The 21,846-nt window shown below is 45.1% G+C and carries 22 protein-coding genes and 1 riboswitch; of the genes, 8 read left to right on the forward strand and 14 right to left on the reverse strand.

Annotated features, from left to right (window positions below; genetic code table 11):
- Positions 1–8: 8 nt before the first annotated feature.
- The 7 genes from PAENI_RS12425 to PAENI_RS12455 form a co-directional block, all read right to left on the reverse strand.
- Entirely contained in the window at positions 9–992 is a 984-nt protein-coding gene (locus tag PAENI_RS12425) for a potassium channel family protein (RefSeq protein WP_316502819.1), read from the reverse strand.
- 153 nt (positions 993–1,145) lie between these two features.
- A complete protein-coding gene (locus tag PAENI_RS12430; protein WP_149645447.1) occupies positions 1,146–1,538 on the reverse strand; it encodes a DUF350 domain-containing protein in 393 nt (130 codons plus the stop codon).
- Positions 1,535–2,128: a hypothetical protein gene (locus tag PAENI_RS12435; RefSeq protein WP_188114552.1), complete on the reverse strand. Its 594-nt coding sequence runs from the start codon at positions 2,126–2,128 to the stop codon at positions 1,535–1,537. The genes PAENI_RS12430 and PAENI_RS12435 overlap by 4 nt, the downstream gene beginning before the upstream one ends.
- A gap of 39 nt (positions 2,129–2,167) precedes the next feature.
- Positions 2,168–3,370 (reverse strand): glutathionylspermidine synthase family protein, encoded by a 1,203-nt coding sequence (locus PAENI_RS12440; protein WP_149645449.1) that lies wholly within the window; start codon positions 3,368–3,370, stop codon positions 2,168–2,170.
- The gene (locus tag PAENI_RS12445) at positions 3,367–4,053 is read right to left on the reverse strand and encodes a hypothetical protein (RefSeq protein ID WP_149645450.1); all 687 of its coding nucleotides are present in this window, start codon (positions 4,051–4,053) and stop codon (positions 3,367–3,369) included. The genes PAENI_RS12440 and PAENI_RS12445 overlap by 4 nt, the downstream gene beginning before the upstream one ends.
- Before the next feature lie 27 nt (positions 4,054–4,080).
- Positions 4,081–4,296 (reverse strand): hypothetical protein, encoded by a 216-nt coding sequence (locus PAENI_RS12450; protein ID WP_042192779.1) that lies wholly within the window; start codon positions 4,294–4,296, stop codon positions 4,081–4,083.
- A gap of 67 nt (positions 4,297–4,363) precedes the next feature.
- Positions 4,364–5,719, reverse strand: coding sequence for an MFS transporter (locus tag PAENI_RS12455; protein WP_262495588.1), 1,356 nt, complete (start codon positions 5,717–5,719; stop codon positions 4,364–4,366).
- Between the two features lie 282 nt (positions 5,720–6,001).
- On the opposite strand from PAENI_RS12455, the gene PAENI_RS12460 reads away from it, so the two are divergent.
- From PAENI_RS12460 to PAENI_RS12470, 3 genes are all read left to right on the forward strand, one after another.
- A complete protein-coding gene (locus PAENI_RS12460) occupies positions 6,002–7,168 on the forward strand; it encodes a sugar diacid recognition domain-containing protein (protein WP_149645451.1) in 1,167 nt (388 codons plus the stop codon).
- A 160-nt stretch (positions 7,169–7,328) separates the two neighbouring features.
- Positions 7,329–8,597 carry a GntP family permease gene (locus tag PAENI_RS12465; protein ID WP_076284937.1) on the forward strand — a complete coding sequence of 423 codons (1,269 nt, stop codon included), beginning with the start codon at positions 7,329–7,331 and terminating at the stop codon, positions 8,595–8,597.
- Positions 8,598–8,635: 38 nt separating this feature from the next.
- Positions 8,636–9,772: a glycerate kinase gene (locus tag PAENI_RS12470; RefSeq protein WP_149645452.1), complete on the forward strand. Its 1,137-nt coding sequence runs from the start codon at positions 8,636–8,638 to the stop codon at positions 9,770–9,772.
- 126 nt (positions 9,773–9,898) lie between these two features.
- Here PAENI_RS12470 and PAENI_RS12475 read toward each other — a convergent pair whose 3' ends face one another.
- The 3 genes from PAENI_RS12475 to PAENI_RS12485 form a co-directional block, all read right to left on the reverse strand.
- Positions 9,899–11,218: a nucleobase:cation symporter-2 family protein gene (locus PAENI_RS12475; RefSeq protein WP_042192787.1), complete on the reverse strand. Its 1,320-nt coding sequence runs from the start codon at positions 11,216–11,218 to the stop codon at positions 9,899–9,901.
- On the reverse strand, positions 11,212–11,826 hold the full coding sequence (locus PAENI_RS12480) for a xanthine phosphoribosyltransferase (protein WP_076284939.1): 615 nt from the start codon (positions 11,824–11,826) through the stop codon (positions 11,212–11,214). Before PAENI_RS12480 ends, PAENI_RS12475 begins: the two co-directional genes overlap by 7 nt.
- 171 nt (positions 11,827–11,997) lie before the next feature.
- Positions 11,998–12,101, reverse strand: a riboswitch (purine riboswitch).
- A 116-nt stretch (positions 12,102–12,217) separates the two neighbouring features.
- Positions 12,218–13,165 carry a sugar-binding transcriptional regulator gene (locus tag PAENI_RS12485; protein WP_149645453.1) on the reverse strand — a complete coding sequence of 316 codons (948 nt, stop codon included), beginning with the start codon at positions 13,163–13,165 and terminating at the stop codon, positions 12,218–12,220.
- A 142-nt stretch (positions 13,166–13,307) separates the two neighbouring features.
- Between PAENI_RS12485 and rpiA the strand changes: the two genes are divergently transcribed.
- The 4 genes from rpiA (at position 13,308) to PAENI_RS12505 (ending at position 17,322) form a co-directional block, all read left to right on the forward strand.
- Positions 13,308–13,976, forward strand: a complete 669-nt coding sequence (gene rpiA, locus PAENI_RS12490) for a ribose 5-phosphate isomerase A (RefSeq protein WP_149645571.1) — start codon at positions 13,308–13,310, stop codon at positions 13,974–13,976.
- A 33-nt stretch (positions 13,977–14,009) separates the two neighbouring features.
- The gene (locus PAENI_RS12495) at positions 14,010–14,978 is read left to right on the forward strand and encodes a Gfo/Idh/MocA family protein (protein WP_149645454.1); all 969 of its coding nucleotides are present in this window, start codon (positions 14,010–14,012) and stop codon (positions 14,976–14,978) included.
- A gap of 235 nt (positions 14,979–15,213) precedes the next feature.
- Complete coding sequence (locus tag PAENI_RS12500) at positions 15,214–16,422, forward strand: MFS transporter (RefSeq protein WP_076284942.1); 1,209 nt, start codon at positions 15,214–15,216, stop codon at positions 16,420–16,422.
- A gap of 57 nt (positions 16,423–16,479) precedes the next feature.
- Positions 16,480–17,322, forward strand: coding sequence for an aldo/keto reductase (locus PAENI_RS12505; protein ID WP_149645455.1), 843 nt, complete (start codon positions 16,480–16,482; stop codon positions 17,320–17,322).
- Positions 17,323–17,398: 76 nt separating this feature from the next.
- Here PAENI_RS12505 and PAENI_RS12510 read toward each other — a convergent pair whose 3' ends face one another.
- From PAENI_RS12510 to rlmN, 4 genes are all read right to left on the reverse strand, one after another.
- Positions 17,399–18,328 (reverse strand): AEC family transporter, encoded by a 930-nt coding sequence (locus tag PAENI_RS12510; protein WP_149645456.1) that lies wholly within the window; start codon positions 18,326–18,328, stop codon positions 17,399–17,401.
- 151 nt (positions 18,329–18,479) lie between these two features.
- Complete coding sequence (gene greA / locus PAENI_RS12515) at positions 18,480–18,959, reverse strand: transcription elongation factor GreA (RefSeq protein WP_149645457.1); 480 nt, start codon at positions 18,957–18,959, stop codon at positions 18,480–18,482.
- A gap of 217 nt (positions 18,960–19,176) precedes the next feature.
- On the reverse strand, positions 19,177–19,464 hold the full coding sequence (locus tag PAENI_RS12520) for a DUF6509 family protein (protein WP_042192802.1): 288 nt from the start codon (positions 19,462–19,464) through the stop codon (positions 19,177–19,179).
- 77 nt (positions 19,465–19,541) lie between these two features.
- Positions 19,542–20,612, reverse strand: a complete 1,071-nt coding sequence (gene rlmN / locus PAENI_RS12525; protein WP_042192804.1) for a dual-specificity RNA methyltransferase RlmN — start codon at positions 20,610–20,612, stop codon at positions 19,542–19,544.
- 156 nt (positions 20,613–20,768) lie between these two features.
- On the opposite strand from rlmN, the gene PAENI_RS12530 reads away from it, so the two are divergent.
- Positions 20,769–21,830: an endonuclease/exonuclease/phosphatase family protein gene (locus PAENI_RS12530; RefSeq protein ID WP_149645458.1), complete on the forward strand. Its 1,062-nt coding sequence runs from the start codon at positions 20,769–20,771 to the stop codon at positions 21,828–21,830.
- Positions 21,831–21,846 lie beyond the last annotated feature (16 nt).

Here is a 21,846-nt window from a genome sequence, read left to right on the forward strand (position 1 = left end):
CTTCTGGCCTAACCCTTAATCCTACGATACGTCTCTTCATCGGAAACAACATACAATTTAGCATCCTTAGGAATAGCCTGATCCAGCTTTCGATTGATACTTAGATCGCTACGATCCGCCAATAAGGTTGCACCTTGCAAGAGCAAGCTCTGAAACGCATCCCCATAAGTCTTCCACGTAGCACTCACTGGAATCTCATAAATATCATCACCATATTTACGGCTCAGCAGCTGCGTTATCACCTCAGAGTTGCCCTCTTGCAGCGCAGAACGAACAGCCAGTCTGGAGATGGCATCATGCGAAAGAACGAACTCGTTTACTTGGACATGCCTGAAATTCTGTATATTCTTCTCTTGCATTATTTCTACAGTCGTATGTACTTGTGGCGCAATGCGCTCAATGCTAGAGGCAATTAACAAAGATTTGCCGTCGATCAGCGATGCTTCATCAATCCTTGTGTCCCCGAACACAATGGCTGCTCTTGCTTCATGGATGTTAGCCTTAAGAAGAATCTCATCACTGGAGGCATCGCCACTTATAAAGTGAACTTGATCCATATGCTCCAGAGGATGACTTCCTGTCTCATCAATGATGACAATGTGGCATTTCGGCGAATAGCATAGAATCTCCTCTACGGCAGCTTGTGCTTTCTTACTCCAATTAATCAGAATCACATGATCCTTTCCCCGAAAGCTCAACGTTCCCGCTCCCCTCCTTCTCTGCACCTCCGCAATGGAGTCAATGACCTTACCAATAACCAAGCTGAGGAGGCCGATACCAAAGATATATAGAAACATGGTAAACAGCTTTCCAACTACGGTCTCTGCAAAATAATCCCCATACCCCACTGTCGCCATCGTTGTCATAACCCAATAGAATGCATTAAACCAACTGTGAAACGTACCCGGCTCAATCAGGTAAGCAATCGACGCACTAAGAACTATAAAGATCAGAATAATTAACCCTATAGTCCGTTTACGCAACCGCATCATCTTGGTGGAAATTCTCAGAAACAGATGCATCTGCCCACCCCTTCTTCACATCAAGCTAAAAGTAAAACTTATACTTTCTTAGATTTTCAATAAGGCTGCCACTCGACGGATGGATCGGGGCAACCTTTGTCTCAACCCTATTTCATACTCGAACTAAACAATCAAACTGCTAATCGCAAATGCTGTCCCAATAAACACCAAGCAAAGCATAGTGCCTACTGCCACATTTCCCTTCTCCAGATGCTCTGAAATCTTAAAGGTTGGGGTTGCCAATTCAAAGATCCAATAAGCCGCAATCAAGCACACATAACCTACCGCAAACCAAATGATCATGTGCAGAATGGAGGTATTCGTATATGCCGCTACGCCAATAATAATAGCCGTTGCCAGAAACTTGCCGCCTAAAGCCAAGGCTACAGCCACATTGCCTTTCTTCAGCTCCTCCATATCTTTAAACGGAGTCATCAAACCAAAGATCACCATGCCTAACAATTGCAAAAGAATAATCACAAACACACTCACTACCAAATTAACCACCATCGTCACTTCGCCCACCCCCGAAATTTCGCATAAGCCGAATCATAGTCGGCAAAATCATGTACTTCCTCAAGGACTACGGAAGCGGTCTTCTTTTTTTCTAATGCGGTATAGCGTTCATCATCAATCGGCTGCTTAATCCGATTACCTGAAGGGAGCTCAAGCACCGCAAAGTTTCTTGTTTTATCCTTATACTTAGTCTTGTATACTCCTACAATATCAACATCAGTGGTTACCGATACTTTAAGATTGGTAAGATCCTCTGCTGCCGTTTTTTCATCTGCATAAGACTTAATCGTGCTCCATGAAGACAGGCGGACTTCATTCTTCTGATCAGCATCCGTGATTAACTCGGCGTCCATGAACTGAAGTGTCCAAATTTTATCGCCAGTAGCATAATTCCCATCATTCGGGAGCAGTTCATTATCCGGCAAAACCGTCATGTCACTCCCAATTAAATCCCCTACAGTACTCTCTACCACCCGATAGTCCCACGGTACCCGTGCTACACTATCTGAAGTTTCAGCTGTTCCTGAATCAAATACACTGCCCTGATTACTGGAACATGCGCTTAGCAACAGTACCGTCAAAAGCATCATACATAAGACTCCGATTCGGGCTTTCTTGCTCTTATCCAATTATCTCACTCCCAACGCAATAAAATGACTGGCATTGCCTGTAATCAATCCGCCCGCTCGGCCGAGCATACCACAAGGCTTCCCGTTAATCACGAACATGCCTGTCAGTAGATGAAATTCACCCTCTGATGTCGTTATCCGTGCTAAATCGGCTCTTTTTTGATACACAGTGGGGAAGAGCTGACTACTGTCATAACCGTCTTCATCTTCAAGCTCTAACGCACCGCTATCATCAAACATGCGCACCGAACCCCCTTCACGACCAAAAACAGATTTGGACACAAAGTTCCCTGAGAATACAGGCTTATTATAAGTAGGCAAAATATAGCGCGAGATCGTCTCTCGCTCTTCCTTGTCGAATAGCAGGCCCAGCTCATACATTCCCCACACCGCTGCAACCAGCCCCTTGGATTGGAGCAATATACTGTGAGGACCATTAAAGAGCTGAAGATTGCCTTGCTCTACCGCATAGGCGAGGGCATCGCCACCTTCATCCACAGCCATCCACTCTTTAGGATATAGAGCGAACATCCGCTCGATCACACGGTCCTCCCCATCCTTGAGAATTCCGTTGTCGACCCACAGATCAAGACAATCCACACACTGGATATCGAGACCACTGTGCTTCACTAATGCTTCTATCGTACCTGAATCTTCAAGATGAGATCCATAAGCCACACAAGCTGCGGTATCCGGACGTTCTACCTGCCAAGCTGCCGCAACTTGTGCCTTCATCCCTTGATTTGGACTCTGCATTCCAGCTTGCTCACAGATCCATGGTGTAGCTATCGAGGCTTCCACATAACCTGTTGGGGTATCCGCATTCAGTTCGAGCAGCTTAATCGTCCCATCATGGGCTATGGCAAAGTCGAATCTGGCATACCGACTAATGAATCCTTCTTCTGGCATAGGACACCCGTCAAGCATCTCCCAAAGTACAGGGGGAATCCCAAGCAGTTCATACAAATCGCGCTTTAGATGAACATAGCGAACCGCTTTATCGAGGATGGCCCAGAGTTTTGATGAGGCTTCTTCAAGCTCCTTATAAGTGTCCCTGTGCATTAGAGCAATTGCATCCAACCAGTACTCTTCATCCTCAAGATCAGCCCAAGTGAACCCGAGTTCATATAACGTTTTGACCCGTGGACCTCTTTCAAGCTCAGACTGATCTAGAATTTCAAATACACTCTGCTGCTCACTCATCCGCCAAAACCACTCTTACTTGAGCCTGATCTCGAAGAGGACTTCGAGCCTGAGCTAGATTTAGAGTTCTTCGAAGAGTTTAATCCGCTGGAAGTGCCACCGATTCCATTTTTTGAGGAAGAACCTCTTCTCGTAATGGAGCCTGTGGAGGAAGTCGATGTTTTGGGCTTTACAACAGAACCGGGAACCTTCTTATTCTGGAATTTCTCACTGCTATAGGTAGGCGGCTTATAAGTTGTTCTCGTGCCTCCATAATAAGTTGGACGGTCCTTAGACCATCCTCTGGAAGAGTAATTGCCACCACTGTTAAACAGCATGTGATATAGCAGCAAGTCATCCCAACCAAAACCTGAATGATATCCACCATAGTTATTCACTACCGTCGTTCCATTATTGGTTACAACACCTTGACCTTCCTGTTCTACCTCTTGTGCACCTTCCGGATATGGAATATTCCAATCCACATTTTTGTCAAAATAGGCTTTAACCTCTTCGGTAGACCAGGACACTAGCTGTGGTTCATCTCCAGAAGTATTTGCACTAGCCCCTGCGCCGCCAGGAATAAACATAGCATTCGCTAACAAAGCTATGCCTAGCGAAGTAGATAATACTCGAATGGGCTTACCATCAGAAGTGAATAATTTGGATACCGCTAATTCCTTATCCTTTTCATCTTTAGACATCGTAAGGTTCTCCTTCCCTTATCTCAATCATTCGTTGTGCATCGGAACAAGTAAAAGCTCCAGCTTGCCTTCATCTACATTCAGCCGTCCTTCAACCGTTTCATATTCAACACTGCCAACCACAATATAATTGACATGCTCTAGCGCTGCGATCATATTCATGCTCCACGTGCGTTCCTCAATGACTCGCAGCCCGCCTTCCGGCATTTTTTCAAATAAGATTACATTCATCCCATTGTCCATTATTACCATTCCTTCCTTAGTTCTGCTATAGCATCTGATACGTCTTTATTACCTTTTCGTTTCAGTTCTAGGTGTGCATAGACTGCCCAACCTTACTCTTGGCGTTAGAACGTCTATATAAAAGAAGAATTCCTAACGAGCACAAGCAAACGAGGAGCAACACGCCGTATACATGCTGATATGCTTTTGCAGGGGAGATATCACGCTGAGCATGCAGCAAAAGCCCGCAGACTGCAACAGATGCAGAGCCTCCGAAGAATTGAACCAGTTGTAAAAGCCCCATACCAGAACCAATCCAAGTCCTTGGAAGAACTATAGAAGTTTCATTGTTTAAGGATGCCATCGTAGCTGAGAAAGCGGGAGAGAAGCATAGATAACCTAGCAGTAGTACTACAGGTGATACAGAAAGATTCAGGGCAAACACAGCCATAACGGCTGCAAGTATACAATGTCCAATCACTAAGAAGCGTATATTACCGTACCGATCAATAAAACGTCCCACATAACGGGTCAGAAATGCAGATAATAACGCTCCCGGTGCGATATACAATCCAATCATCAGCGCTGATTTATCGAACAGATTAGCGAGCGCAAGCGGCATCAGGAACAAGTTCCCTAAGTTCAGCACCAGAATACAAAAGCCTACGGCAACCAATTTCAAGTAACCCGGCATGGTAAGCAGCTGCGGATTAATGAATGATTCCTTTGCCTTCTTCAGATGTACGGCATGAACGATAATAGACACTACACCCACCGCTAGCCATACAAGCGACTGGGTAGTTACAGCTACCAGTAAACTTGCCGCATTTACAACGGTCAGCGCCGCCCCCAGGATGTCAAAGCTTGCAGGCTGTGGCTGTTCCTTAGGCAATAACCGCAGCAGTACCGGCAGCACGATAAGCACAAGGCAAGTTATGCCGAACAATCCGTTCCAGCCAAAGTACTGGCTGATGACACCACCGACAATAGGGCCCAAACCAAAGGCCATTGCACTACCCGCCGAGATCATCGCAATAGCAGCGCCGCGTCTTTCAATCGGAACATAGCGACTGGCGAGTACAAGCCCCAATCCAGCCATAGATCCGGCGCCCGCAGATTGTAGGATTCTTGTAATCAATAGCATATTAAAGTCATGTGCGAACAATCCAAACACTGATGCTGTCCCAAGCGTAATTAAGCCAATGGTCAAGAGCTTGCGAATCGGCACCAAGTCGGATAACCGGCTATAAATAACCGTCGACAACGCATATCCAATCGAATAGCTGGAAATGACCCATGAGCCTAGGTCAGCAGAAATTTGGAGATCCTGAATAATGGTTGGAAGCGATACATTAAACATCGTTGTGTTCATCACTACAATAAAGAGGCACATCGTCCATAATGGCATGACAATTTTATCATTCATTCCTACTTTCTCATTCATTCCTACTCCATCCCTGTCCTAATTTATCTATACATGCTCAACTAATTTTATGCCTATAAAAAGAGGTTGGCAATTAGAAGAGGAGGATTACTTGCGCTACATCATTCCACATACCAGTTCGATTATGATCTCCATTCTCCGCAATATATACTTGTAGTGTTTCAATCAGACCCGGCTTGTGATAATGATAAGATCTTAGAAGTATATTATATCGCGCGTGAACTAGGAAAAGAGTGTTCACAAGAGTTCGCATAGAGAATTTCTAAATAGGAGGTAATAGCCATGAGGGGTTTGACAAAAGAAGTTGCGATGGAAATTGTTCGACGTACGATGCATGTGATTGGGTACAACGTCAATGTTATGGACAAGCGAGGACGAATTATTGGGTCTGGAGATGGTAAGCGGTTAGGGCAATCACATGAGGGTGCATTACTCGCGATAGAGCGTCGTGGCAGATTCGAGATTGATCAGGAGAGCGCCGCTAGATTGCAGGGGGTATTGCCCGGCACGAACCTTGTTATTGAGTTTGAGAATGAGATTGTTGGTGTTATTGGGATTACTGGTGATCCCAATGAAGTAACGAAGTATGGTGAATTGGTGAAGATGACGGCGGAAATGTATCTTGAGCATATGAAGCTGTTAGAGCAGGCTCAATGGGACAAACGAATGAAGGAGAATTTCCTGCTCGCGGTGATGAATGGCGATGAGGGGAACGTACAAACATTGCGACATCAAGCACAGCAGATTCATTTTCAGGTGGATAAGCCTCATATCGCATGCATCATTGAATTAATTAATCGTAATGAAGAGGATCTAATGGCAACAATGAAGCGGGTAACTGATGTATTAGAAGGACGCCCGGCTGTTCAATTGATTACCATTCGTAATGCCAGACAAGTTGTTCTGGTCAAGGAGCATCTCCATGAGCGGAAGCCGCATACGGATATATGTGAAGGAATTCACCAGATAAGACGTTGGTTAGATGTAAAGGAGATTTCTCCACTACGTATCGCGGTAGGCAAACCTTTTACAGGGATTCAAGGGATGATGAAGTCCATTCAATCCACAGAAGATACGATGCGTGCAGGCTATGCAATATATCCGGATGAGCCGGTTTATTATGCAACGGATCTGCAACTGGAGACGATGGTCGTTCCGAGTGTACATCATTGGATGTCGGAGGATTTGCTGCAGCTATGGGCGCATTTTGTGGAGGAGGATCGTAGTGGTGAGCTTCAGCAGACATTAGATCTATTTTACTTCGAAAGTGGGGAGCAACAGCATATCGCTGAACGACTGCGCATTCATCGGAATACGTTACGCTACCGACTCCAGCGTATAACCGAGCTCACAGGGAAAGATCCAAGAAATTATCAGGAGCTGTTCCTACTCATGAGTGCGCGTTGGTTATATTTGTTGGAGCATTCTGCTATGTCTTGTGATGAATAAGAGGTTATATGTGCATATGCACAAAAAAAACATCAATCGATGCGAAATATTTATTTCTCCGCCTAATGAAACGCTTACAAAAATTCGCTAAAGTATAGGTATGAGCTCAAACCACATATCGATATATACAACTCTGTGTAAAACTGGGGAGGAATAACTCATGACAGTGAGTGTAAGCGTTTTAGGTGCTTTAGCTGCATTGGTTGTGGCAATCGTTCTAATATTGAAAAAAGTACCGCCAGCCTACGGCATGATGATCGGTGCGTTAGTAGGTGGTTTAATCGGTGGCGTGAGTATGGTGGATACCATTACGCTGATGATGGATGGTGCTAAAGGGATGATTCCTGCCGTGCTTCGCATCTTGGCAGCAGGTGTGTTAGCAGGTGTATTGATTGAATCAGGCGCGGCGAAAAAGATTGCAGAGACGTTGGTTCAGAAGGCCGGCGAGACACGGGCATTACTCGCATTAGCCTTAGCAACAATGGTGCTTACAGCGGTCGGCGTATTCGTGGATGTGGCTGTTATTACTGTAGCACCCATTGCATTAGCTATTGCACAACGTGCGAATCTATCGAAATTGGCAATTCTGATCGCTATGATCGGCGGCGGTAAAGCCGGTAACATCATGTCACCAAACCCGAATGCGATTGCCGCATCAGATGCATTTCACATTCCATTAACTTCGTTGATGGCAGCAGGTATAATCCCAGCCGTATTCGGGATTATCGTAACGTACTTCATCGCAAAGCGTTTAAACAATAAAGGCAGCAAAGTAGAAGCTTCTGAGGTAACGAATAATCCGAATGAGCAGCTTCCAAGCTTCTTTACAGCCTTTCTAGCTCCACTTGTAGCCATTATCTTGTTATCCCTTCGTCCAATTGCAGGCATCGTAATTGATCCAGTTATCGCGCTTCCAGTAGGAGGTATCGTAGGCGCCATTGCAATGGGAAGATTTAAGAAGTTAAATGAGTTCGCTGTATTTGGTCTTGGTAAAATGACGGGTGTAGCCGTCATGTTAATCGGGACAGGTACACTAGCTGGTATCATTGCAAATTCGCAATTAAAGGATGTTATTATCGACGGCCTTACTGCATCTGGCCTACCGGCATACTTGCTTGCTCCAATCAGTGGTGCGTTAATGTCTCTTGCAACAGCATCGACAACAGCAGGCACAGCCGTAGCAAGCTCTGTGTTCGGCTCCACCATCATGGGACTTGGCGTAGCTTCGCTAGGAGCAGGGGCAATGATTCACTCTGGTGCGACTGTATTAGACCACATGCCTCACGGCAGCTTCTTCCACGCAACTGGTGGCAGTGTGAACATGCAGATGAAAGAGCGTCTGAAATTGATTCCTTATGAAACCGCAGTTGGTCTAACACTAGCGATCGTTTCGACATTAGTATTCGGTGTATTCCAATGGTTCCTATAACTATTGAAGTATGAACAACACAAAAGGATGTGAAGAGCATGAAGTTTGTATTGGCACCAGATTCATTCAAAGAAAGTATGACAGCAATGGAAGCCTGTGAGGCCATAGAACGAGGACTTCGTTCCTCTTTTCCCGATGCAGAATATATTAAAGTTCCGATGGCAGATGGCGGCGAAGGTACGGTTCAGTCACTCGTCGATGCGACAGGCGGACGAATTGTACATTGTGACGTAACAGGGCCGCTCGGTCAGCCTGTGAATGCATTTTATGGAATTATGGGAGATGGAAAGACCGCGATTATTGAGATGGCAGCTGCTTCTGGACTTGGACTTGTGCCGAAGGAAGAGCGTAATCCGTTGATCACCACGACAAAGGGTACAGGAGAGCTTATCGTTCATGCGCTGAATGCAGGCGTACGTTCTATTATTATGGGTCTTGGTGGCAGTGCAACCAACGATGGCGGTGTAGGCATGGCACAAGCGCTTGGATTCCGCTTCCTGCGAGAAGATGGAACGGAGATTGGATACGGTGGAGGATCGCTAAGTGAAGTTACCCGTATTGATAGTGATCATGTAGATCCGAGACTCCAAGGTGTACAAGTGGTAGCCGCATGTGACGTAGACAATCCGTTAACTGGCGAGCGCGGGGCATCCGCCATCTTCGGTCCGCAAAAAGGTGCAACACCCGACATGGTGAAGCAATTGGATGCAAATCTTGCACGTTTAGCAAACATCATTGAGCGCGATCTCGGAAAAGAAGTGAATGATACAGCAGGTGCGGGTGCAGCAGGTGGACTTGGTGCTGGCGTAATGGCCTTCCTGGGAGCCAGGTTGAAGCGAGGCGTGAACATCGTCGTCGATGCCATGAAGCTTGCGGATAAAGTGAAAGATGCGGATTATGTCATCACAGGCGAAGGGGGTATGGATAGCCAAACCGTCTATGGTAAAACACCGATTGGTGTTGCCAAAGTAGCACAAGCCGCCGGTGTACCTGTTATTGCCTTAGCGGGTTCCCTCGGTACTGGCGTAGAAGCCGTGTACGAGCATGGTATCGATATGTTCTTCTCCATCGTGCCTGGAGTATGTACGTTAGATAAAGCGCTCACCGATGCTTCCTTCAACATGGAGCGCACCGCGCGCAATATAGGTACATTAATCAAACATAGTAAACGTTAATCGCAAGTATAGACGCCTTCTGCGTCGCGTGGAATTAATTATTATATTAAAAAAAAGATCTGACTCATGCCATGAAGCTGAGTCAGATCTTTTATTTCGTTTTTGCAAGCTAATCTAAGCTTAAGTTTAGGACACTTGAGATTCCTTAGCAAGAACAGGTACGGTGTTATCCTCTACCTGCACATCATCCTTTGTCTTAGAGAGGACAATGTTCAGTACAATCGCTGTAAGCGAACCGGATACGATACCGTTCTGTAGCAGCATCCGCGCAAATTCAGGCAGCTCTGCGAACATTGCAGGAAGTGTCGCTGAACCTAAGCCAACAGCAATACTGCAAGCAGCAATCAGTAGATTACCATCCTTACGGAGATCCACATCGGATAGAATGGATATCCCGGAAACGGCAACCGATCCGAACATGACAATCATGGCTCCACCAAGTACGGCATTCGGTACAATCGTCGTCAAGGCAGCCAGCTTAGGCAGGAGTCCTAGTACAATCATGATCCCGCCAGCGGCAAAAATAACATTACGGGTCTTAATGCGAGACAACGAAATCAAACCCACATTTTGAGAAAAAGCAGTGTATGGGAAGGCATTAAAAATTCCGCCCAGCATAATTGCTACTCCCTCGGAACGCAGTCCGTTTACGATCTGCTTCTGTTCAACTTTCTGATCAATTACTTTACCAACTGCAAAATAAACCCCAGTAGACTCCACCATACTAACAATGTTAACGATGATCATAGTGAAGATTGCAGTAAGACTGAACTCAGGCCATCCGAAGTAGAACGGTTGTGCGATGCTTACCCAAGAAGCGTCACCTACCGTAGAAAAGTTAACGATACCCATTCCATAAGCAATCGCTGTACCCACCACAAGACCTACCAGAACTGAGATCGAGCGCAGGAATCCAGTGGCGAAACGGTTAACTGCTAAAATGACAAGTAGTGTAATCAGTGCAAGCAATAAATTGCGGGGTTGTCCAAAATCAGCGCTGCCTTCTCCGCCAGCAACGTTATTCATGGCTACTGGAATAAGAGATAACCCGATAATGGTCACGACAGAACCCGTTACAATGGTCGGGAAGAACTTCAGCAGCTTCCCATAAAGCGGGGCCGCAAGAACAACGAACAAACCGGAAATAATGATCGCACCGTACGCAGTCGCCAGATTATGTGTCGAGGCAATCGCAATAATCGGGCCAACGGCTGTAAAGGTACATCCAAGAATAACTGGGAGCCTGCTACCAAAATACTTGGTGCCCATTATTTGCAGCAATGTAGCCAATCCGCAAGTGAACAAATCGGCTGCGATGAGGTAAGCCATTTGAGTCCCATTTAGCTTCAAGGCACCCCCAACAATCAGCGGTACAATTACTGCTCCTGCATACATGGCTAGGACATGCTGAAGACCTAACGTAAATACCTTTTGCTTGCTTAACATCCCGCACTCTCCTTGATTTTCTCTAATGAGCTTTCATTATCAATGAAGTGAATTTCACCTGGTGACATAGATGCAATACGGGCCAAGGCATGGACTTCTATGCCTCTGTTCTCCAGAAGGCTTCGGCCTTCCTGGAAGCTCTTCTCAATGACACAACCGACGCCAAGGAGCTCTGCTCCCGCCTCTTTTACGATATCAACCAGTCCTACAAGAGCAGCACCAGTAGCGAGGAAATCATCCACAATAAGCACCTTGTCATCCGGCCCAAGATATTTCTGGGAGACGCTGACCAGATAATCCTCTTGGCGAGTAAAGGAATGTACAGGCGCTGAGTAGACAGCCTCTGAGAGCGTTACTGCTTTCTTTTTCTTCGCATAAACAAACGGTACACCTAATGCAATCGCAGTAGCCATGGCAAACTGAATCCCGCTAGCCTCAATAGTAATTACTTTCGTGATCGGTTGATGACCGAACAACTTTTTGAACTCTTGACCGATTTGCAGCGCTAGCTCCGTATCGACCTGATGATTCAGAAATGAATCTACCTTCAGTACCGTATCTGATAAAATAAGACCCTCTTGTCTAATGCGCTCTTGAAGTACTTTCATCGTGAACTAATCTCTCCTCTTCATTAAAAAAACAAAAAAAGGACAAATCCCTTGAGTCGTTTCTCTCAAGTGAATCTGTCCTTCTGGGCTTTTGTCCCTTAGTGGTGTAACACTACATAGTGTCCGCATCGCTCGGTCCAGACCTTTCCTCCAAAGAAGAAAGCGGAACCCTAGATGCGCTATTTCACTCATAGTCGGATAATTACGATGGTTATCCGGTAGAAACTTATGGGCCATATCCCCAAGATTATATGAGTTTTATTAATGTTCGATATGAATACCTTGTATATCTTACACGCTCTGTCTGGTGCTTACAAGCAAAATTTTTAGTGTTTTGCATACCATTTTCAGGTTATTTTCACGAAATTCAATTGTTTACATTTAGTAGGGGTTACTCCAAGATCTTCTGCGCCGTTTCTTCGGTCGTTACGAGCACATTCATATACCCGCCATTTAGAGCGCCCAAGATCCCCGAAACCTTCTCCAGCGATTCCGCTACACCAATAGCGTACCTCGCTCGTCTGATCTGCTCCAGCTCAATGGTCAACGTTCGGTCCGATATTGCTGTGCGTACAGGCAATCCATTGCCGTCATAAAAACGCGAGCAAATATCACCAGCTACTTTCCCGTCCTCCAGCTCATCAATCACAGCATCGCCATAAAATCCGCGCCATGCCTCTTCACCTTTAATTTCCGGTGATCCAATGCCGAATATAGCGATATCCAGCCGATCCCATGCCTTGGCAATGGTCTGGTAATACTGCGAACGCATCAGTTGATCTCTGGTTTCCTTTTGCTCCGTGATCGCTGGCACGTCAATCATTAATGAGCGCGCACCCCACTTTAAGGCAGCTTGGTAGCAGATATTATTGACATGGTATCCGCTCTCCATCTTTCCAGATGGACCACCCACCGTAGGAACACAGGTTACAAAAGGCCTCTGTCCGAGGGTCAGATTGTCTACAACGGCAGCTAAGCTGCTTCCCCAAGAGAACCCAATCGTATCTTTCGGCTGAACCACTTGCTCCAGCCATCTTGCACAAGCCTGTCCAATAGCTTTACGCTTGATCACCCCGGACTGGGCTGGGTCTACCTCTACAACAATGGCTTCCTTCAGCCCGAACCGTTCTTTCAATTCCTGCTCCAGTGTACAATGATCTCCAATATCGTAATTGATGGTGATTGTAACGATGCCCTCTTCACGGACTCTCTTCAGCATCCTACTTATGGTGGTGCGATATATGCCAAGTTCATTAGAAATTTCACTTTGCGTTAAATTCTGTTCATAATACATTTGTGCAATCTTAATGAGCAGCTTTCTGTCTTCTTTTCGATCCATGATAGAACTCCTCGCTTTTTTCAAGGATTTGACGAATCCATAACCCCTAGCTATACTGTAGACGATTATTTTGCACTTTTTTTATTATATTGCACAAATGTGCAGATTATCAATTTTTTAATGGAGATGATCGGCTTTGAATATGGACTTTAGAAAGAAAAGTTGTGCCGCAGAAGCTCTAAAGTATATTGAGAATGACACAACCATTGGTTTAGGTGGGGGTAGTACGATTTCCTATTTAATCGGCAATATTAAAAAAGCAGATCTTCGGGTAAAGGTAGTGACCCCCTCCTTCACTACAGCTTCACTCTGTGTCCAAAATGGACTGCAGGTTGTACCCACCTGGTCCGTTGACCGAATAGCTGTTGCTTTTGACGGCTGTGATGAGGTGGATGAGCAACTGCATGCGCTTAAGAGTGGTGGCGGCATTCATACGAAAGAAAAACTGATTGCTAGTATGGCGGATCATTATATATTGCTGGTAGATGAAACTAAACTTGTGAACAAGCTAACCTTCAAGCATCCCGTAGTATTGGAAATTCTTATGGATGCTCTTAGTTATGTTCAACATTCCGTGAAATCGCTGGGCGGCAAGCCTGAGATTCGAACAAGCGCAAGTAAGGATGGGTATACGGTCAGTGATCACGGCAATGTGCTGCTGGATGTCTTTTTTGAAAAGGTAGAGGATAGCACTGCTCTTCAAACTGAACTCAAAGCCATTAACGGGGTCATTGAGACCTCCCTATTCACGAAAGAAGTTACCTCAGCACTTGTGGCTGGTTCAAGTGGAATCAAGGTAATCTCTAAGTAAGCTCAAACAATCAAAACAGGCGAGGTGCTAACCATGAACAATCTGAAGTGGGCAATCATCGGCCCGGGAAGTATCGCTACTGAATTTGCGGCTGCTCTAGATGACATCGGCGGAACTTTACATGCGGTAGGATCACGGACCTTAGAGAAAGCACAGGCGTTCGCGAGCCAATATGGAGCGGAGAAGGCTTATGGAAATTACAGCGAAATGCTGCAAGATCCAGAAATTGATGTCGTCTACATCTCAACACCACATAGTAACCACTACGAATACATCATAGAAAGCTTGCAGAATAACAAACATGTCCTCTGTGAAAAGGCGATCACCATAAATAGCAAACAACTGCAGGAAATCGCCGAGCTTGCTAAACAAAAAAGCTTAGTCGTCGCAGAGGCTATGACCATCTACCATATGCCACTGTACAAAAAGCTACGGAAAATCGTGGATGAAGGTAAGATCGGACGCCTCAAAATGGTGCAGGTCTCCTTTGGCAGCCATAAAGAATATGATGTGAACAACCGTTTCTTCAGCAAAGATTTGGCTGGAGGGGCGCTGCTGGATATTGGGACGTATGCCTTGTCCTTCACAAGATTCTTCCTGTCCAAACAGCCACAGGAAATTCTAACGACAGTGAAACGTTTTGAGACAGGCGTCGATGAACAATCCGGAATCATTCTGAACAACGATGCGGATGAAATGGCGGTCATCTCCCTTACCATGCGCTCCAAAATGCCTAAACGCGGCGTCGTTGCTGGAGAACTTGGCTTTATTACCGTAGATAATTTCCCACGGGCCTCCAAAGCTACGATTCAATATTTAGATGGCACGCTAGAAAGGATTGAAGCCGGCGATACTTCCAAAGCGCTGCAATACGAAATTGAAGATATGCAGCGCTATATCGCGGCAAAAGGCAACCAGGAAACCCTTAATCTCTCTTTAGATGTCATGGACATTATGAGTAATGTTAGAGAACAATGGGGAATCAAATACAGCTTCGAATAACATACTGAACATAATAGATCAATCATCAAAGCGTTGGCATTCCCTTCAACTGAAGGAGACCCAACGCTTTTTTGCGGATAATTTTCTAGGAATGGATGACAATATCCTTAGGTGATTTCTTATAGGTACTTTTTAGTACCTATAGCACTTTAAAGTACGTACTATACTTAAATGACTCATGCCTTCATAATTGCACTTACCGGCCGGTGATTATCAGAGTGTAGGAGTGAGAGACATGTTGTTAAACCAAAAAAGAAGCACCCTGGCACTCCTGGCTTTAGCCATTAGCGCCTTTGCGATCGGAACCACCGAGTTTATCAGTGTAGGGCTGCTGCCTTTAATCGCTGATGACCTGAATATACCGCTGACCACAGCTGGATTAACTGTTACTTTGTACGCTTTAGGGGTAACCTTTGGCGCCCCAATCTTAACGTCGCTGACCACGGCGATATCGCGCAAAACATTATTGCTTATCATTATGATTGTATTTATTATCGGCAATAGCCTTGCCGCGGCTGCGGACAGTATTACAATTCTGCTAATAGCTAGAGTAATATCTGCCCTTTCGCATGGTCTGTTCATGTCGATTGCTTCGACCATTGCCGCCGACCTTGTGCCTGAGAATCGTAAAGCCAGCGCTATTGCGATCATGTTCACAGGGCTAACCGTAGCTACTGTTACCGGTGTGCCACTGGGTACCTTCCTAGGGCAACAGTTAGGCTGGAGAGCTGCATTCATCGCCATTATTGCCATCGGGCTTATAGCGCTCATCGGTAATCTGATCTTGGTCCCTGCCACAGGGCTGCGCAAAGGAACCCGAACACCGCTTCGCGAACAAGTCAAACTCGTGAAGAACGGACGGTTACTGCTTGCCTTCGCAATCACTGCTTTAGGGTATGGAGGTACCTTTGTAGTCTTTACTTATTTATCTCCACTTCTCCATGAAATCAGCGGTTTCAAAGAGAGTACCGTTGCCATCATCCTTCTTGTTTATGGCATAGCGATCGCCATCGGCAACGTCATTGGAGGCAAATTAGCCAACCGTAACCCTATGAATGCCCTGTTCTACATGTTTGCTATACAAGCTGTTGTACTGTTCGTCTTAACCTTTACCGCACCCTTCAAAGTGGCTGCACTACTTACGATCTTCTTTATGGGATTGTTAGCCTTCATGAACGTACCTGGTCTACAAGTACACGTAGTTACACTTGCAGATCGATATGCTCCGAGTGCGCGAGATGTGGCATCTGCGCTGAATATTGCTGCTTTTAACGCTGGTATTGCCATCGGGGCTTATCTTGGTGGTATCGTCACGGATCATATGGGACTGATTCATACCACTTGGGTGGGTGCTATAATGGTTCTATCCGCTGTATTCCTAACCGCTTGGAGTCGTGCGCTGGAGAAGAAAGATGAGACTCTTCTCCAGTCTGAGGCTGCTTAATCAGCCTTGCCTTAACATACCAATAAACTTTTAAATATCTCAGGAGGTAATTTTATTATGGCTCAACATCTACAGGATACAACTGCATTACACAACGGGGTAAACATGCCTTGGCTTGGACTTGGTGTATTTCAAGTCGAAGAAGGCTCTGAGCTGATCCAAGCGGTTAAATCTGCTATTGCACATGGCTACCGCAGCATCGATACAGCAGCGATCTATCAGAATGAGACTGGCGTAGGTCAAGCGATCAAAGAAGCTTTGCAGGACAACAACCTGTCCAGAGAAGAGCTCTTCGTAACTTCAAAGGTCTGGACTGCAGATATGGGCTACGAAGAAACCATTGCCGCCTACGAAGCTAGCCTAGCTAAGCTTGGACTTGAATACCTTGATCTATATCTTATCCACTGGCCTGTAAAAGGAAAATATAAAGAGACTTGGAGAGCACTTGAAACCTTGTATAAAGAGGGACGCGTAAAAGCGATTGGGGTCAGCAATTTCCAGATCCATCATCTTGAAGATGTGATGAAGGATGCGGAAATTAAGCCGATGGTAAACCAAGTGGAGCTCCATCCTTATTTGAGTCAGCAAGCACTGCTTAGCTTCTGCCAGAAACAAGGAATTCAACTGGAGGCTTGGTCTCCATTAATGCAAGGGCAATTGTTGGATCAGCCTGTACTGAAACAAATTGCAGCTAAACACAGTAAATCCGTAGCTCAAGTGATTATCCGTTGGGACCTGCAGCGTGGAATTATTACCATTCCAAAGTCTACTAAAGAGCACCGGATCATCGAAAACGTAGATGTGTTTGATTTTCTGTTAACAGAAGAGGATATGAATCTAATCAACGCTCTGAACCAAGATCAACGGGTAGGTCCTGACCCTGATAATTTCGACTTCTAAGAGATTAACCGCTAGGTTAAGTAACAGTAAAAAAAGACCCTATCTTTCAGAAATGAAAGAGGGGTCCTTTTTGTCTTTACGCCCCTTGCACTAGCACAATAAGGATCGGCAACACAAGAAAGGAAGCAAGCGTCGTCCATAAAATACATTTGGATACCAGCTCTGGAGAGGCGTCAAATCGTTCCGCTAATACCACCGCGTTGACGGCAACTGGCATGGAGGCCAGAATCAGCAGCACAGAGAATAAAATACCATCAATATGCAGAATAGATAATCCGAGGTATGCTACTAGTGGAGCTAAGATTAATCGAATGATCATCCCTGTCCAAAAAGTAGACTGACCCTTACGTTCAGATGACATGGTTCGTACTTTGACCATCTGTGCACCCAGAATCGCCAGTACGACTGGTGAATAACCTCCGGCAACCATGGAGACCCCTGTAGCAAGCTCAGAAGGTAAATGCAGGTCAAATATTCTAAGAAAAAGTGCTAGCATAGCTGCATAGATGGCAGGGAGAGAGAACACGGACTTTACCGCATTTTTCACCGAGAACTGCGATCTAGCCGCAAAATAAACGCCCACAGTATTCACGATAATCATCTGCCCAATCACATACACAGAAGCCTTATCGAGCCCAAGCTGTCCGAAAGCCAGCAACACCAAGGGAAGTCCATAATTCACACTATTCGTAAATGTCGAGACCAGAGTCAATCCCGATATTTCAGAGGGGCCGAGCTTCAATAACTTTCCGATGATATTTGCAATCGCCCATAAAAAGCACAGATTTAGCAGCGAAAAAGCGAGCGTCTTGTAAATATCATCCATAGAAATCTCGGCCGTAGCCAGTGTATTAAGAATAATAGCCGGCGTTAAAAAGTATAAATAGAGCGTCAATAACGGCTTGGTATCCAAATTCTTAAACCGTCCAAGCAGTGCACCGACGATCACCGGAATGGATAATGGCACGATGACTTGATACAACGTTGATAACACGCTCTGGATCATGAACAGTACTCCTCTGCTCTAAGTTACTCTAAACTATAAGCGCAACAGAGCAAGACGTCTAAGATATGAAATCAATATACACAATAGCCATTACCTATAATTAAAAAAGGTCTCAACCCCTATAACGGGGTTGAGACCTTTTTATCATGTGTTACATCATTTTGATTTCAAGCAATTCATATTTGATGATACCCATTGGTGCGTTTACACTAACGATATCCCCGACTTTTTTACCCAGCAATTCCTTGCCCAGCGGACTTTCATAGGAAATCTTGTTGTTTAGGACATCTGCTTCAGCAGCCCCTACAATTCTATATTCAATCTTCTCTGAGTATTCGATATCGTTCAGGGTAACGATACAACCCATACTAACCTTTGACAGATCCATCTGACTCTCATCTACGATCTTGGCTTTGGTCAGCATTTTCTCCAAAATCATAATACGAGTCTCCATGAACGATTGGTCGTCCTTGGCCGAATGGTACTCGCTATTTTCCTTCAAGTCTCCATAGCTGATCGCCAATTTGAGCCGTGCTGCCAATTCCTTGCGCCCTGGGCCCTTCAATCCCTTCAGTTCTTCCTCTAATTGAGCCAATCCTTCTTTGGTCAAGAACACTTCTTCATTAGACATGTATACAACTCCTATTTTGGATGCTTTTTAATATTTTAACCTATATTTCACATTCATGCGACAAGCATAAACGCCTTCGGCGTCCTTGTAAGGACGGTAAGCGTTTAAGCGAGAAATATAAAAATTAAAGTATAGGTGCAAAACCTATACTTTCTTATATTTAAATAAAAATCCCTGCCACAATTGAACATTGGGCAAGGATGTCAATGCTGCATCATTATTCTGGCAAATGCTCTTTACAGAAAAGGAGTAATGCTGCTTCCTCGTCCTCTTCCATATCAAAGTCAAGCAACTGACCTGTTGTTGTCTCCTGTAGATCATAACTCACGATGCTAACTTGATCTTCATCCACTTTAATAATCGCTCTAGCGGATACTCCGTTCTCTACATAGAGCTCATCATCTTCTGGAACATCCAGTTGAACCACGAATTCATACCGTTTACCGGTTAGTATACCAAAAGGATCTTTAACATTCTCCACGTTGTAGCTTGTAAATGTCAACATTGCTCAATCAACCTCTTTTCCTAATACCTGCCACGTCATTGTATCACAAAAAGCTGCATGAAGGGGTCGCCCGTCCCTCAAGCCATAGCTTTCGACTTCTTGATCTGCTTGCTTCGCAATTGTCCGCAAGCAGCATCAATATCTACACCATGCTCCAGACGAGTGCTTACGCTGACGCCCTGCTTCTTCAAGGTATCAAAAAAGGCTCGTACGGTCTCCCGCTCGCTTCTTTGATATTGACTGTGCTCATCGACTGGATTATAAGGAATCAAGTTCACATTGACGAGCTGGCGCCGGTCGCCGATTAGCTCGGTCAGCTCAAGCGCATGCTCCTTGCCGTCATTTACATCCTTCATCAGAATGTATTCTAACGTAATTCTGCGATTTGTTTTTTCCAAATAATAATCTATGGACTCCATTAGCTTCTCAATTGGAATGGCCTTGTTAATCTTCATAATCTTCGTCCGCAGCTCATTATTAGGCGCGTGAAGCGATACTGCCAAGTTCACCTGTGTATTCGCATCGGCAAATTCTACGATTTTGTTAGCAAGCCCACTCGTCGATACAGTAATACCTCTTCCTGCGATGGCTAATCCCTTGTGGTCCTTAATAATCGATAAGAAATTGAGCAGGTTCTTAAAGTTGTCGAACGGTTCGCCAATTCCCATGACTACAACGTGACTAACCTTTTGTTCGAGGTTTGCTGCATCCAAATGCTGCTGAACCTTCATAATCTGCTCTACAATTTCACCGCTGGAAAGATCACGACTCTTCGCTAACAGTCCACTAGCGCAAAAGCTGCAGCCGATATTACATCCAACCTGAGTAGTGACACATACGGACAAACCGTATTTCTGTCTCATGAGCACCGTCTCGATCAGGTTGCCATCCTTCAAACGGAACAGGAACTTGATCGTCCCATCCGCAGACTCCTGCTTCACATGTTCTTCCAGCGTATGGATCACATAGTGCTGCTCCAATAATTCTACACAATCTTTATTTACATCGAGCATTTCTGAGAATTCTGTAATCCGCTTCCGATAAAGCCAATCCCAGACCTGCGTAGCTCGAAATTTTTTATGTCCACGTTCTAACAGCCATGCCGCCAGTTGATCAAAAGTTAATCCATAAATGGATTCCATATTCATTCGTTATCCTCTTTTCAAAACATTAAAGTTCAGTCCATCACTACTCATTGTCTCAAATTTTTTTTATTTAAACAAGGGGAGTTGTAGCGAAGCGTCGAAGTTTACACCATTAGAAGTCCGTTCTATGAAATTACATCTGAGGAGAGATCGAATCAAATGAGCTCAACCACAATAAAAATCATCGGTTTTGCCCTTCTAGCTGCCGTTCTAATCTTTGGTGGCTTTTTACTGTATATTACCATTACCGATTATAAGCCGAAGGAGACTACTCCACTAACGGTAAACCATAATCAGGAACAAATGATGAAGCAGGGAGAACCTTTTGCAATAACAACCTTTAATATTGGCTATGCTGGGCTGGATAAGGATCAGGATTTCTTTATGGATGGCGGGACCAAATCACGTTCAAGCAGCGAGGAACAAACGAAGACAAATCTTGAGGCAATAGCCTCTCTAATGACCACTTCAGGTTCGGATTTATTTATGTTGCAGGAGGTAGATCTCGATTCTTCTCGTAGCAACCATATAGATGAGGTCTCCTTGTTATCGAATACCTTCTCTGATTACAGCAACGTATTCGCAACGAACTACAAGGTGCCTTGGGTACCGATTCCCGTTCTTGATCCGATGGGCTCAGTAAATAGCGGTTTATTAACCTTATCTAAATTCGGTAGCACAAGTAACGTTAGATATGATCTTCCGGGAAAAGAAAGCTGGCCTCGTCAACTGTTTGAACTTGACCGCGCCTTTTTGGAGAGCAGATTCCCCGTCGATAACGGGAAAGAACTGATCCTGATCAACCTTCATTTATCAGCCTTTGACCAAGGGGGAACGATTCGCAAGCAGCAATTAGAATATCTTTCTACTTATATTCAGAGAGAGAATGATAAAGGCAATTACCTCATCTTAGGCGGAGACTGGAATCATTCTTTACCGGGCACAACCCCTGAGGCCTTTGAGACTACACAAGCTTGGCCAGAATGGCTGCAGCAGTTCCCTGAAGATTTCAAACCGGAGGGCTTTCAATGGGCTGTCGATGCTAAAGTGCCGTCCGTCCGGACACTTGATGTAGCTTATTCAGAAGGTGTGAATTTCCGGGCTGTAATTGATGGCTTCCTAGTTTCACCGAATATCACAATAAGTGGCGTACAGGGCCATGACCTATCTTTTGAACACAGCGATCATAACCCTGTAACAGCTACTCTTATTCTAAGATAAGACCCAATCATGGATC

Origin of the sequence: Paenibacillus sp. B2(2019), from assembly GCF_008370385.1 — a bacterium.
Lineage (GTDB): Bacteria > Bacillota > Bacilli > Paenibacillales > Paenibacillaceae > Paenibacillus_AQ.